Annotated in this window: 13 protein-coding genes and 1 tRNA gene; 10 read left to right on the top strand and 4 right to left on the bottom strand. The window is 64.9% G+C overall.

Annotated features, from left to right (window positions below; genetic code table 11):
• Positions 1 to 187: 187 nt before the first annotated feature.
• Positions 188 to 274: transfer RNA gene (locus KEC45_RS13370), tRNA-Leu, on the top strand.
• A gap of 229 nt (positions 275 to 503) precedes the next feature.
• Here KEC45_RS13370 and lysA read toward each other — a convergent pair.
• The 4 genes from lysA to KEC45_RS13350 are packed head-to-tail and all read right to left on the bottom strand — an operon-like array spanning position 504 to position 2861.
• Positions 504 to 1784, bottom strand: coding sequence for a diaminopimelate decarboxylase (gene lysA / locus KEC45_RS13365; protein WP_062178337.1), 1281 nt, complete (start codon positions 1782 to 1784; stop codon positions 504 to 506).
• A gap of 23 nt (positions 1785 to 1807) precedes the next feature.
• On the bottom strand, positions 1808 to 2071 hold the full coding sequence (locus KEC45_RS13360) for a hypothetical protein (protein ID WP_062178340.1): 264 nt from the start codon (positions 2069 to 2071) through the stop codon (positions 1808 to 1810).
• Positions 2068 to 2583: an SAM-dependent methyltransferase gene (locus KEC45_RS13355; RefSeq protein ID WP_152682301.1), complete on the bottom strand. Its 516-nt coding sequence runs from the start codon at positions 2581 to 2583 to the stop codon at positions 2068 to 2070. The genes KEC45_RS13360 and KEC45_RS13355 overlap by 4 nt, the downstream gene beginning before the upstream one ends.
• 11 nt (positions 2584 to 2594) lie before the next feature.
• On the bottom strand, positions 2595 to 2861 hold the full coding sequence (locus tag KEC45_RS13350) for a hypothetical protein (protein ID WP_062178346.1): 267 nt from the start codon (positions 2859 to 2861) through the stop codon (positions 2595 to 2597).
• Between the two features lie 443 nt (positions 2862 to 3304).
• Between KEC45_RS13350 and KEC45_RS13345 the strand changes: the two genes are divergently transcribed.
• The 9 genes from KEC45_RS13345 to KEC45_RS13305 all read left to right on the top strand — a co-directional run bounded on the left by KEC45_RS13345 (position 3305) and on the right by KEC45_RS13305 (position 12781).
• Positions 3305 to 3394, top strand: a complete 90-nt coding sequence (locus tag KEC45_RS13345) for a potassium-transporting ATPase subunit F (protein WP_054588683.1) — start codon at positions 3305 to 3307, stop codon at positions 3392 to 3394.
• Between the two features lie 12 nt (positions 3395 to 3406).
• Positions 3407 to 5110, top strand: coding sequence for a potassium-transporting ATPase subunit KdpA (kdpA, locus tag KEC45_RS13340; RefSeq protein ID WP_062178349.1), 1704 nt, complete (start codon positions 3407 to 3409; stop codon positions 5108 to 5110).
• 11 nt (positions 5111 to 5121) lie between these two features.
• A complete protein-coding gene (kdpB, locus tag KEC45_RS13335; protein ID WP_252171105.1) occupies positions 5122 to 7158 on the top strand; it encodes a potassium-transporting ATPase subunit KdpB in 2037 nt (678 codons plus the stop codon).
• Between the two features lie 10 nt (positions 7159 to 7168).
• Complete coding sequence (kdpC, locus tag KEC45_RS13330; protein ID WP_062178356.1) at positions 7169 to 7759, top strand: potassium-transporting ATPase subunit KdpC; 591 nt, start codon at positions 7169 to 7171, stop codon at positions 7757 to 7759.
• Positions 7756 to 10425 carry a sensor histidine kinase KdpD gene (locus KEC45_RS13325; protein ID WP_062178359.1) on the top strand — a complete coding sequence of 890 codons (2670 nt, stop codon included), beginning with the start codon at positions 7756 to 7758 and terminating at the stop codon, positions 10423 to 10425. Before kdpC ends, KEC45_RS13325 begins: the two co-directional genes overlap by 4 nt.
• The gene (locus KEC45_RS13320; RefSeq protein WP_062178362.1) at positions 10422 to 11135 is read left to right on the top strand and encodes a response regulator; all 714 of its coding nucleotides are present in this window, start codon (positions 10422 to 10424) and stop codon (positions 11133 to 11135) included. The genes KEC45_RS13325 and KEC45_RS13320 overlap by 4 nt, the downstream gene beginning before the upstream one ends.
• A gap of 92 nt (positions 11136 to 11227) precedes the next feature.
• Positions 11228 to 11389 (top strand): hypothetical protein, encoded by a 162-nt coding sequence (locus KEC45_RS13315; protein WP_193749111.1) that lies wholly within the window; start codon positions 11228 to 11230, stop codon positions 11387 to 11389.
• Between the two features lie 133 nt (positions 11390 to 11522).
• Complete coding sequence (locus tag KEC45_RS13310) at positions 11523 to 11831, top strand: hypothetical protein (protein WP_062178365.1); 309 nt, start codon at positions 11523 to 11525, stop codon at positions 11829 to 11831.
• Between the two features lie 131 nt (positions 11832 to 11962).
• Entirely contained in the window at positions 11963 to 12781 is an 819-nt protein-coding gene (locus KEC45_RS13305; RefSeq protein WP_252171103.1) for a TorF family putative porin, read from the top strand.
• The last annotated feature ends 124 nt before the right edge of the window (positions 12782 to 12905 follow it).

The raw sequence follows: 12905 nt of genomic DNA, 5'->3' as shown, positions 1-12905 counted from the left end.
ATCGATTCTCTGGATGGCGCAGGTCGCGCCGACGGCCTTCCCCATGCCGCGAAGCGGGAAGGGGAGCAAGGGGCGAAGGCGGCTTTGCGACGTAAAACCGGCGGCTTTGCGATAAAATGCACCCTGGCCCGTGCGATGCGGTTGACAAGTCGCCAGACGCCCCGCTAAGCGCCCGCTCCTACCCCGTGCCCAGATGGCGGAATTGGTAGACGCACCAGCTTCAGGTGCTGGCGATCGCAAGGTCGTGGAGGTTCGAGTCCTCTTCTGGGCACCATTTCTCCCCCTCAGGGGTGGTCGGCAAGGTTCCCCGAAAAATGCGAAGATCGGCGTGCCGCGAATCGCCGCAAGGGTCGCCGCGATCATTGAAATTTCTTTGGGCAGCGAACGGCGTCGCTATACGGGCCAGGCTCTCTTTCTACCGCGCGATGTCGTCGTGCAACATCGAGCACAGAATCGAGCGAAAGGGCCGCCGCGCGGAACGCGCCGGCCCTTTTTGCAGCACGTCAGGCGGCGCGGATCGACGGGGCGCCCTGCATCCACGGCGCCAAGTGCTGCTTTCGTACCGCATGCGCCGGCGTGCGTTCGGCAATGACTGCATGGCGGTTGCCGTCGACCAGCACCTCGGGGACGAGCGCCCGGCAATTATAAGTCGATGCCATCGCCGCGCCATACGCCCCGGCCGATCGGAAGAGCGCGAGGTCGCCTTCGCCGACCCGGTCGATCGCCCGCGCCTTTGCAAAAGTGTCGCCGGTCTCGCAGATCGGGCCGACGATATGGGCGACGAAGCGGTCACCCGTGGGCCGGACGGCGGCAAATTCATGCCATGCGTCATATAGCGCGGGACGGGCGAGGTCGTTCATTGCGGCGTCGACCACCACGAATGGATGCTCCGACCCCGGCTTTACCCACAAGACACGTGTAAGGAGGATGCCGGCCTGCGCGGCGATAAGGCGGCCGGGTTCGAAGAGGAGGGTCGCGTCCCAATCGCGCGTGACCGCCGCGACCATCGCGCCATAAGCTTCGACGTCCGCCTCCGTCTGATCGGGCCGGTATGATACGCCGAGCCCGCCACCGAGATCGACATGATAGACGCGGTGGCCCTTTGCCCGCAGCGCGCGGATCAACTCACCGATCTTGCGATAGGCGGCCTCCAGCGGCGCAAGGTCGGTGATCTGGCTTCCGATGTGAACGGCAAGCCCGTGAAGATCTAGGCCCGGAAGCGCCGCAAGCCGGTCGTACATCGCGGAGGCTTCGTTGATGGCGACGCCGAACTTGCTGTCGCAGCGGCCCGTCGTGATCTTTGCGTGCGTGCTCGCGTCGACGTCGGGGTTGATGCGGAGCAGGGTGGGCGCGCGTTTGCCGCGCTGAGCTGCGAGCGCCGAGAGCAACTGCCCCTCGCGCTCGAGTTCGAGGTTGAAGCGGCCGATACCGGCATCGAGCCCGGCGATGAGTTCGGGCGCCGTCTTGCCGACGCCCGAGAAGACGATGTGGTTCGCGGTGATCCCGGCGGCCAGCGCGCAATCGAGCTCGCCGCCGGAAACGATGTCGGCACCATAATTCTGATCGGCGAGGATGCGGAGCACGGCGAGCGAGGGATTGGCCTTTACCGCGAACATAAGCTGCTTGCGCGGCACCCCCGCGAGCGCTGCGCGGAAGCGCTGTGCCGAGCGCCGAAGCGCCTCGGCGGAATAGACATAGGCGGGCGTGCCGACGGTCGCGGCGATTGTCTCGAGCGACACTGCCTCGGCGTGTATCTCGCCGCCACGCGTGGGAAAGCTGTTCATCAATGATATCCTAGCATGAAGGGTCAGGGGGCGCGGCGCCGGGCTTGCCGTGCGCTTCGTATCGCGCCGGGCAGTTCGCGGTGTCGGCTTCGCTCGACGCGCAGCGCGAGTGCGACCCTTTTTCCGCCGATCAGGAGCAGCAGGCCCCAGGCTGCCAGCAGCACGCCGAGGAGGCCGGCGATGTCGGCGCTGCCTGCGGCGGCCGACGCGGCGGCGCGGGTCGCGAGTGCCCCGGCAGCGATGAGTGTCGCCCCTGCTGCGCGCCAGAAAAGGTCGCGCCGGGTCATGCGTTTTCCTCCCGGCGCGCGGCATGACGGTCCCAAAGGACCGTTTCGCCCGCCGCCTTCGCCAGCTCGGCAAGCTCGCGCTCATTCTCGCCAGATGATGGGCAGAGCAGCAGGTCGGCGGGGAATTCCGCTTCCTCGCGCATCGCGCGCTTCATATCGGCCTCCTCGAAAATGAGGCCGATGGCGGGGTCTGCCTGCCGGGCGGCGGCCTGCCGCGCGCTCGCGATGAGCCGCGGATCGCTGTCGATCCCGCGGCCCTCGATCGCGACGAAGCCGAGTTCGCGGGCGCGGCGGACGGCGTGCATGAGCAATTCGCCCGCGCCGCAATCGGCATCGACGATGCGGATGCTGCGCCGCCCGCGCTTGCGCAGGCCCCTGAGCTTGCGCAACATGGCGGGCCAGCGACGGTCCTTTTCAGCATGGCTGCGCGCACCCTGCGTCGCGGCCGACCGCACGGCCGCGGCGGGAGACATCCACAATATGCCGGCGGGGGTCATCGGAGAATGATGCATGGTCATCCTCCTCATGCCGCGTGCGCGATCGCCGTCTCGTCCGCCCGCAACGGGGCGAAGGAAACGGTTGGGGTCAGCGGTTGCGGGGCCGCGATGGCCCTGGCGCCCGGAACGCCGCGGCATTCGGAACGAGCGAAGGCCCAGGCCGCATCGCGCGAGATGAAGCGGCCCTCAAGCTGTCCTTTACAGCCCTGAACCAGCCAGTGACCGAAGGCGTCGCGGCCGACGATGATCGTCAGGCTCGCTGGGTCGGGCTCCGCGGAAATCGCAGAAATCATGGTGAGATGCTCCTTGGCTACTCAAACCGGAGCCCGGAAATCGGGGTCCGATGCCCGCAACCTATTGGGCCGCGCATAGGGATTCGAGATCGAGCGGGGGCGTTAGCCATTGTATTTTCATTATTTCCGCGAGGCGCTGGCTTGGGCGTGCGGCCGCGATGGAAATGTCTTTCGCGCGGTGAACTGCGGTCGCCGCGCGGCGGGCCGGCGAAATCGGCAAAATCATATGAGAATACTATGCGGGAGGCGTTTTCATTCTCTCGAATTCAAACGCTGGGCTCACCTATTTGGAAGTCCGCAGACGACTCGTGCCACCTCCCGTGGCCAGCGCCTTGCTGGAGCAAAACCATGCAGGATCTCATCTGGGTCGGCATCATCTTCGCCTTGCTAGCCGCCAGCCTCGGCTACGCGCGCCTTTGCGACGACGCATAAGGAATGATGTCATGACACTCGACCTTTGGCTCGCCGGTCTCACCGCGCTCGGCCTTCTTTTCTATCTCGTCGCCGTGCTCGCGCGGCCCGAACGCTTCTAAAGGAGGCATGCCATGACATTTCAGGGATGGCTTCTGATCGCCGCGTTCATCGGTATCCTGCTGTTGCTTGCAAAGCCGATGGGGCAATGGCTCTTCGCGCTCTATGAGGGGCGCCGCACGCCGCTTCATCGGGTGCTCGGGCCCGTCGAAACGGGCTTTTACCGCCTGTCGGGCATCGACCCCGCCGAAGAGCAGGGCTGGCGCCGCTACGCGGTGCATATGCTGATCTTCAATGCGGTGCTCGCGCTCTTCACCTATGCGATCCTGCGCCTGCAGGGCGTGCTGCCGCTCAATCCGCTTGGCTATGACGGCACGAGCGCGGATCTCGCGTTCAACACCGCGATCAGCTTCACGGCGAACACCAACTGGCAAAGCTATGGCGGCGAGTCGACGATGTCGAACCTCAGCCAGATGCTCGGCCTGACGATCCACAATTTCCTTTCGGCGGCGACGGGCATTGCGCTTGCGTTCGCTCTGTTCCGGGGTTTCGCGCGGCGCGAGATGAAGACGATCGGCAATTTCTGGGCCGATATGACGCGGGTGACACTGTACCTGCTGCTGCCGCTCTGCGTCGTCATCGCGATCTTCTATATCGCGAGCGGCGTCCCGCAGACGCTGGCGGGGTCGGTCGATGTCACGACGCTGGAGGGTGTCAAACAGACCCTTGCACTGGGTCCGGTCGCTTCGCAGGAAGCGATCAAGATGCTCGGCACCAACGGCGGCGGCTTTTTCAACGCCAACTCGGCGCATCCGTTCGAAAATCCGACCGCGCTCACCAACTTCGTCCAGATGCTTTCGATCTTCGCGATCGGCGTGGGCCTGACCTGGACCTTTGGCAAGGCGGTCGGCAACCCGCGCCAGGGCTGGGCCATCCTTGCCGCGATGATGACGCTGTTCGTTGCGGGCACCGCGATCACTTATTGGCAGGAAGCCGTGGGCAATCCCGTGCTGCACCAGCTTGGCGCCATGGGCGGTAATATGGAAGGCAAGGAGGTGCGCTTCGGTATCGCGCAGACCGCACTGTTCGCCGTGGTTACGACGGCCGCCTCGTGCGGCGCGGTCAACGGTATGCACGACAGCTTCACCGCGCTTGGCGGCCTGATTCCGCTGTTCAACATGCAGCTCGGCGAAGTCGTCATCGGCGGCGTCGGTGCGGGTATCTATGGCTTCCTGCTTTTTGCGATCCTCGCGATCTTCGTCGCCGGATTGATGGTCGGTCGCACCCCCGAATATGTCGGCAAGAAGATCGAGGCGCGCGAGGTCAAGCTGGCGGTGCTGGCGATCGCGGTCCTGCCGCTCGTCATCCTCGGCTTTACGGCTATCGCTTCGGTGACCGAGGCAGGACTTGCCGGGCCGCTCAACAAGGGGCCGCACGGCTTCTCCGAAATTCTCTACGCCTTCACCAGCGCGGTCGCGAACAACGGTTCGGCCTTTGCGGGTCTTACCGCCAACACACCCTTTTATAATGGCATGCTGGGTGCCGCGATGTGGATCGGCCGCTTCTTCATCATCGTGCCCATGCTGGCGATCGCGGGCGGCCTGGCGGCAAAGAAATATACGCCGGCGACGGCGGGCAGCTTCCCGACCACCGGGCCGCTATGGACGGGCCTGCTTGTCGGCATCGTGCTTATCGTCGGCGGCCTGACTTTCCTACCCAGCCTAGCGCTTGGCCCGATCGCCGATCATCTCGCGATGATCAATGGCCAGCTTTTCTAAGGAATCATCAAATGGCTCGGTCTGAAACCAAGTCTCTCTTCACGGCTGACCTGATCGTTCCGGCGATCGGCGACGCTTTCCGCAAACTCAATCCGAAGGAACTGATCCGCAATCCGGTGATGTTCACGACGGCCGTGGTCGCGGCGCTGCTGACTGTGTTGCTCGTCGTTGGTCACGACAGCCTTGCGACCGGCTTCAAGCTGCAGCTCGTCATCTGGCTTTGGCTGACGGTGCTCTTCGGCACCTTTGCCGAGGCGCTCGCCGAAGGGCGCGGCAAGGCGCAGGCGGCTTCGCTTCGCGCGACCAAGGCCGAATTGACCGCGAAGCGGCTCAAGGGCGACGGCAAGGCTTGGGAAAGCGTACCGGCAAGTGCGCTCCGCGTCGGCGACGTCGTGCTTGTCGAAACCGGCGACCTGATTCCGTCCGACGGCGAAGTCGTCGCGGGCGTTGCATCGGTGAACGAGGCGGCGATCACGGGCGAAAGCGCGCCCGTGATCCGCGAGGCAGGCGGCGACCGGTCGGCGGTCACGGCAGGGACGCGCGTGATTTCGGACGAAATTCGCGTTCAGGTAACCGTCAATCCGGGGCAGGGCTTCCTCGACCGGATGATCGCGCTCGTCGAAGGCGCCGAGCGGCAGAAGACGCCCAACGAGATCGCGCTGACGCTGCTGCTCGTTGGTCTGACGATCATCTTCCTAATCGCGGTCGGGACGATCCCCAGCTTTGCAAATTATGCGGGCGGCAGCATTCCCGTCGCGATCCTGGCGGCACTGCTCATCACGCTGATCCCGACGACGATCGCGGCCTTGCTCTCCGCCATCGGCATTGCCGGCATGGACCGCCTCGTCCGTTTCAACGTGCTCGCGAAGTCGGGCCGTGCAGTCGAGGCGGCGGGTGACGTCGACGTGCTGCTGCTCGACAAAACCGGCACGATCACGATCGGCGACCGTCAGGCAACCGAGTTTCGCCCCGTTGGCGGGCAATCGATGGCCGTATTGTCGGAGGCCGCGCTGCTTGCGAGCCTGGCCGATGAGACGCCCGAAGGCCGCTCGATCGTCGCGCTCGCGCGTGAAAAGTTCGGCCAGATGATGAGCGAATTGCCGGCGGGTGCGGAGATCATCCCGTTCACCGCGCAGACGCGCATCTCGGGCATCAAGCTCGGCGACAGCGTGATCCAGAAGGGCGCGGTGGATTCGGTCCTGAGGGCCAATCCCGGCGCGGGGGCAACCGCCGCCGCAACCGAACTGCGCCGTATCACCGACGAGATCGCGCGCGCAGGCGCCACACCGCTCGCGGTCGCGAAGGACGGCCAACTGCTCGGCGCAATCTTCCTCAAGGACATCGTCAAGGCGGGCATCCGCGAGCGCTTCGGCGAGTTGCGCGCGATGGGCATCCGCACGGTGATGATCACCGGCGACAACCCGCTCACCGCCGCCGCGATTGCCGCTGAGGCCGGGGTCGACGATTTTCTTGCGCAGGCGACGCCCGAGGACAAGCTCGAACTGATCCGCAAGGAACAGCAGGGCGGGCGACTTGTCGCGATGTGCGGCGACGGCACCAACGACGCGCCGGCGCTGGCGCAGGCCGACGTCGGGGTCGCGATGAACACGGGGACGCAGGCGGCGCGCGAAGCGGGCAATATGGTCGACCTCGACAGCGATCCGACGAAGCTGATCGAGGTTGTCGGGCTCGGCAAGCAGTTGCTGATGACCCGCGGCGCGCTGACGACCTTTTCGGTCGCGAACGACGTCGCCAAATATTTCGCGATCATCCCGGCGATGTTCATCGTGCTGTATCCCGGATTGGGCGTGCTCAACGTCATGGGTCTGACCAGCCCCGAGAGCGCGATCCTGTCGGCGATCATCTTCAATGCGCTGATCATCCCGCTGCTCGTGCCGCTCGCACTGAAGGGCGTCACTTATCGTCCGATGGGCGCGGGGCCGCTGCTGGCACGCAACCTTGCCGTCTATGGCCTTGGCGGTCTTGTCGCGCCGTTTGTCGGTATCAAACTCATCGACCTGGCCGTTGGCGGCCTCGGTCTGGTCTGAGGACATATATATGAACAAGGATCTCATCACCTCGCTGCGCCCAGCGCTTGTCATGACGCTGCTCTTCGCGCTGCTTCTGGGGCTTGCTTACCCGCTCGCGCTTACCGGCATCGGGCAAGCGCTGTTCCCGAACCAGGCGAACGGCAGCCTCGTCCGCGACAATGGCAAGGTCGTCGGTTCGACCGTCGTCGGTCAGGCCTTCGCCTCCGAACGCTATTTCAACACACGCCCGTCGGCGGCGGGCGACGGTTATGATGGGCTCGCCTCGTCAGGATCGAACCTCGGGCCGACCTCGCAGGTGCTTGCCGACCGGGTGAAAGGCGATGTCGCGAAGATGAAGGCGGGGGAACCTGGCAAGGCGGTCCCCACCGACATGGTGACCACATCGGGATCGGGGTTGGACCCCGATATCACGCCAGAGGCTGCCTTCTATCAGGTCGATCGCGTCGCGAAGGCTCGCGGGCTCGCTCCGGCGGCGGTTCGGGGGCTCGTCGATCAGAGCGTGGAAACGCCGCTTCTCGGCTTCCTTGGCGAGCCGCGCGTCAATGTGTTCAAGCTCAATCGACGGCTCGATGCTTTTGGGGTTAAACCGGCCGCGTGACAGACAAGGATCGACCATCACCCGAGGCCTTCCTGCGCCAGGCGGCGCAGGAAGGCCGTGGCCGTTTAAAGGTGTTTCTCGGCGCCGCGCCGGGCGTCGGCAAGACGTGGGAAATGCTCACCGACGGACGGCAACGGCGCGAGGCCGGGGTCGATGTCGTGATCGGAGTGGTCGAGACGCACGGCCGGCGCGAGACCGAGGCGTTGGTCCATGGTCACGAGATCATCCCGCGCCGCGATGTCGACCACCAGGGCCATAGCCTTGGCGAAATGGATATCGACGCGATCCTCGAACGGCGGCCGCAGTTGGTACTCGTCGACGAGCTTGCGCACACCAATGCACCCGGCAGCCGTCATCCCAAACGCTATCAGGATGTCGAGGAATTGCTGGATGCCGGAATCGACGTCTATTCGACGATCAATATCCAGCATGTCGAGAGCCTCAACGACGTCGTGGCGTCCTTCACCCGCGTGCGCGTGCGCGAGACGGTGCCGGACTCGATCCTCGAAAATGCCGAGATCGAGGTCGTCGACATCCCCCCCGACGAGCTGATCGAACGACTGCGCGACGGCAAGGTCTATATCCCGCAGGAAGCGACGCGGGCGCTAACCCATTTCTTTTCGAAGTCGAACCTTACGGCGCTGCGCGAACTGGCGCTGCGGCGCGCGGCGCAGGCGGTCGACGCGCAAATGCTCGACCATGTGCGCAGTCATGCTCTTGCGGGCAGTTTCGCGGTCGGCGAGCGGATTGTGGTCGCGGTCAGCGAGCTGCCGGTGTCGGCCGAACTTGTCCGCGCGGGCAAGCGTCTGGCCGACGCGCTGAAGGCCCCGTGGACCGCCGTCTATATCGAGACGCGGCGCAGCCGGCAGATGTCGGACGACGACCGCCGCCAGCTCGCCGACACGCTCGCGCTAGCATCACGCCTCGGCGCGTCGACCGCGACCGTCCCCGCCGCCAGTGTGGTGGAGGGGCTGAGGGCGTTTGCCGGCGACGCACGGGCGACGCAGATCGTGATCGGCAAATCGGCGCGGCCCTGGTGGTTCGAGATGCGCCACGGTTCGGTCGTCGATCAACTGGTGCGGACGATCGACGATGTCGCGGTTCATGTCCTGCCCGGCGAGCCCGATGCCAAGACCGTTCAGCGGGGCACGATTGTCGTTGCCGGACGCTGGGGCAAACCCACCGATTATATCTGGTCGCTGGCGATGGTCGCGGTGATGACCGCGCTCGGGCGCCTGCTCATCGAGGTCATCGATCTCGGCAATATCTCGCTGCTCTATCTAGTGCCCGTCATGTTCGCCGCGGCAACGTTCGGCCTGCGCGCGGGACTGTTCGCGGGACTCGCATCGAGCCTCGCCTATAATTTCTTTTTCCTGCCGCCCACGGGAACGCTGACGGTCAACAATCCCGAAAATGTCGTGAGCATCCTCGTGCTGCTCGGCGTCGCGGTGGTGACCAGCCAATTTGCCGCGCGCGTGCGTGCGCAGGCCGACCTGGCTCAGTCGAGCGCGCGCCAGAATGCCGCGCTGGCCAGCTTCTCGCGGCAGCTCACCGCGGCGCCCGATCAGGATACGCTGATGCAGGCGATCTGCGCCGAGGTCGGCCGACTGCTCGACGTCCGCACGGTGCTGCTGCTCCCATCGGCTGACGGACCGATGCTGCGCGCGGCCGTCCCGCCAGAGGACAAGCTCGAACAGATCGAGCGCGCCGCCGCCCAGTGGGCGATGGACAATGAGCAGCCGGCCGGACGCGGTTCATCGACGCTGACCGCTTCGGACTGGTTGTTCCATCCGCTGCGCACGACGCGCGGGGTGCTCGGCGTGCTCGGACTGACGCGCGACGATGCGCGCGAGCCGGTGCGTTCGGACCAGGTGCCGCTCCTGATGAGCTTGCTCGATCAGGCGTCGATCGCGCTCGACCGGATGGAACTCGAAGAAGCGTCGCTGCGTGCGCGGCAGGTCGACGAGCGCGACCGGCTGCGCTCAGCCCTGCTCTCGTCGGTCAGCCACGACCTGCGCACCCCGCTGACGACGATCCTGTCGGCAGCGCAGGAGATGCGGCGCCATCCCTCGGCCGAGCTTGCCGAGACGGTCGAGACCGAGGCGCTTCGGCTCAACCGTTTCGTCTCGAATCTGCTCGACATGGTGCGCGTAGAGGCTGGGGCGCTGCCGATGAAGGCCGAGGCCACCGAATTGTTCGATGCCGCGGCGAGCGCGGCGCATGACACGCGCGCATCGCTGGCGGGGCATGAGGTCAGGATCGACATCGCCTCCAACATTCCCTTCGTGCGCGTCGATCCTGTGCTTCTTCACCATTGTCTTATCAATCTGCTCGACAATGCGGGGCGCTATGCCGATCCCGATACGCCGATCACGATCCGCGCAAGCCGCACCGCCGACGCGATCCTGCTGTCGGTGATCGATCAGGGGCCCGGCATCGCCCCGGGCAACGAAAAGCGCGTGTTCGAAACCTTCACGCGTCTGGAGGGAAGCGACCGGGTGAAGCATGGCACCGGGCTCGGTCTTGCAATCGTCAAGGGGTTTGCCGAGGCGATGGGGCTGTCGGTCGAAGCGAGCAACAACAAGGAGCCACACGGCGCCTGTTTCACCATCCGTATCCCCGAAGCGCTGATCATTACCCATCTCACCGACAAGGACATCCCATGAAAGTGCGTCACAAGGTTCTCATCGTCGATGACGAACTCCATATCCGCCGCCTGATCCGCGCGGCCCTGGAACGCGCCGACTATGCGATCGTAGAGGCGGAGAATGCGCGCGAGGCGACCGAGCGGCTGCGCGAGGAACGCCCCGACATAACGTTGCTAGATTTGGGGCTCCCCGACCGCGACGGGCTCGAACTGGTGCCGCTGTTCAAGCAGCAATCGGGGACGACGCTGATCGTCGTGTCCGCGCGCGACGCGACCGAGGAAAAGGTCACGGCGCTCGACCTCGGCGCCGACGATTATCTGACCAAGCCCTTCGACACCGACGAACTGCTCGCGCGCGTGCGCGTCGCGCTGCGCAATCGGCTGACGCGCGACGGCGGCAATCTCGCCCTCACGGTCGGCGACGTGACGATGGACCTGATCGCGCGCACGGTCACCAAGGGCGGCAGGGAAGTGCATCTGACGCCCAAGGAATATGCCGTGCTCGCGCAACTCGCGCGCTTCCCGGGTCGCGTGATCACGCACAACCAGATCATGAATGAAGTGTGGCCGCATGAGCATGAACATCATGTCGAATATCTGCGCGTCCTCATCCGCACGCTGCGCCAGAAGCTCGAAACCGATCCGCAGCAACCGCAGATCATCTGCAACGAACTCGGCATCGGCTATCGGCTGCGCGTCGGGGCGGAGGACAATGAGCGGGTGAACTGAGCAGCCCGGGCGGCCCGATCATATGCAAATGCTATGGAGAATGCCGCCGGTCGCTCTCGAATTCAAACGGTGCATGCCACTAGATGAGGTGCATGACCGGACATGAAATCGAACCCCGCGCCACCCGATCCTCGCGCGCGCAGCATCGCATCGTCGACTGGCTGGGCGCGCAAGGCCCGCTGTTCCTGACCATCTATATGTGCGCCATCATCGCGCTCTTTGCTTTCCTGGCAGACGTGGCGAGCAAGATCTGATCCGACCTGCGATGCCGGTTCAAACGCAGCGTTTTTCGCCCGGTCATATGCAATCTCAATGCGCCAGGCCGTTTCCCGCTCTCGAATTCCTACGCGGTCATGCGTAGGTGAATGGCCTCCTTCGGAGGTCTCTATGAAACAATGGCATCAAAGCCCTGCCGCCAACATCGGCCTGCGGACGAGCGGGATCGCGTTGATCGCCGTCGGCTGGTCGGGTGCGGTACGGCTCCATCACATCGCGCTCGCGATGCCGGGCCGCGAGCACATGTCGTCGCTGATGCTGCTGCTCGCGGCGATCGTGTTCCTTTGCGGCAGCGCGGGAAGCGCGCTACTCTTCGTCGGTCCCGGGCTTTGGGAAAGCGTTGAGGTGTCCGAGCGTTGGCGGCGTTTGCCGGCACGCGGTTTCGAAGCATCGGCACATACCGAAAACAGCCGTCGGTAAACCCGCTCCGCATAGTGAAAACACTATGCGATCGGCGCTTCGCTCCTCTCGATTTCCAACGCGCGCCTGCTCTAGTCGGACGGCCTCACGAGCCCTTCGCCATTCCGGCCGGGCGAACCCATGAGGACAATATGAAAAGCTATATATCCGCAGCCGTTCTCGCGGCAGCGCTGATGCCTGTCGCCGCTTTCGCACAGGAAGAACAAAAGCCGGCCGTCACTATTTCGGGCTCGGCGACGATTGCGTCGGATTATCGTTTTCGCGGCGTGTCGCAATCCGACAAGGGGATGGCCGTACAGGGCGGGCTGACGCTGAGCCACGAAAGCGGCCTCTATGCCGGGGTGTGGGGGTCGAACCTTGCGGGCTGGGGGACCTTCGGCGGCGCCAATATGGAGCTCGACCTCATCGGCGGCTACAAGCTTCCCGTCGCGGACAATGCGACGCTCGACCTCGGCCTTATCTGGTACATGTATCCGGGCGGCGCCGATGAATCGGATTTCGCCGAACCCTATGTCAAGCTGACCGGCACGACCGGCCCGGCAACGCTGACCGCAGGGGTCGCTTATGCGCCCAAACAATATGCGCTCGCCAACATATCGGCCGCGCCGAACAGCCGCGGGCAGAGCGAGGACAACCTCTATCTATGGGGCGACGGCGCACTGGCGATCGGCGGCACGCCGCTGACGGCGAAGGCGCATATCGGCTATTCGGACGGCAATCCGGGACTGGGCCCCAATGGCACAAGCGTTGCGCCGACGGGGCGTTATTGGGACTGGTCGCTGGGTATGGATGCGACCTGGCGCAACCTGACGCTGAATATTTCCTATGTCGACACCGACATCGGCAACGCAGAAGCGGCCCGGCTCCAGCCCAATTTCAGCACGGGCGGCGATGGAAGCGGATCGATCGCGGATGCCGCAGTCGTGGCGAGCCTGACCGCATCCTTCTGACCGCGAACCGGTCCGGGTAGCCAAGGCTGTCCGGACCGGCCGATACGCCTCTGGCGCGCTGCGACCACGTTCCGGTCGAGCCGAAAGCGCGCGTCCGAACCCCGCCGTTAGCTATAGCGATTTT

Origin of the sequence: Sphingopyxis sp. USTB-05 (genome assembly GCF_023822045.1) — a bacterium.
GTDB lineage: Bacteria > Pseudomonadota > Alphaproteobacteria > Sphingomonadales > Sphingomonadaceae > Sphingopyxis.
This window is presented reverse-complemented; position numbering and strand designations above follow the sequence as displayed.

What these genes read in the sequence shown, in the direction of transcription:
- KEC45_RS13360 (WP_062178340.1), bottom strand. Translation starts at nt 2,071, where the DNA reads ATGACCCGGCGCGACCTTTTCTGGCGCGCAGCAGGGGCGACACTCATC.
- KEC45_RS13310 (WP_062178365.1), top strand. Translation starts at nt 11,523, where the DNA reads ATGAAACAATGGCATCAAAGCCCTGCCGCCAACATCGGCCTGCGGACG.
- kdpB (WP_252171105.1), top strand. Translation starts at nt 5,122, where the DNA reads ATGGCTCGGTCTGAAACCAAGTCTCTCTTCACGGCTGACCTGATCGTT.
- KEC45_RS13350 (WP_062178346.1), bottom strand. Translation starts at nt 2,861, where the DNA reads ATGATTTCTGCGATTTCCGCGGAGCCCGACCCAGCGAGCCTGACGATC.
- KEC45_RS13345 (WP_054588683.1), top strand. Translation starts at nt 3,305, where the DNA reads ATGACACTCGACCTTTGGCTCGCCGGTCTCACCGCGCTCGGCCTTCTT.
- KEC45_RS13315 (WP_193749111.1), top strand. Translation starts at nt 11,228, where the DNA reads ATGACCGGACATGAAATCGAACCCCGCGCCACCCGATCCTCGCGCGCG.
- kdpC (WP_062178356.1), top strand. Translation starts at nt 7,169, where the DNA reads ATGAACAAGGATCTCATCACCTCGCTGCGCCCAGCGCTTGTCATGACG.
- KEC45_RS13355 (WP_152682301.1), bottom strand. Translation starts at nt 2,583, where the DNA reads ATGCATCATTCTCCGATGACCCCCGCCGGCATATTGTGGATGTCTCCC.
- KEC45_RS13320 (WP_062178362.1), top strand. Translation starts at nt 10,422, where the DNA reads ATGAAAGTGCGTCACAAGGTTCTCATCGTCGATGACGAACTCCATATC.
- kdpA (WP_062178349.1), top strand. Translation starts at nt 3,407, where the DNA reads ATGACATTTCAGGGATGGCTTCTGATCGCCGCGTTCATCGGTATCCTG.
- lysA (WP_062178337.1), bottom strand. Translation starts at nt 1,784, where the DNA reads ATGAACAGCTTTCCCACGCGTGGCGGCGAGATACACGCCGAGGCAGTG.
- KEC45_RS13305 (WP_252171103.1), top strand. Translation starts at nt 11,963, where the DNA reads ATGAAAAGCTATATATCCGCAGCCGTTCTCGCGGCAGCGCTGATGCCT.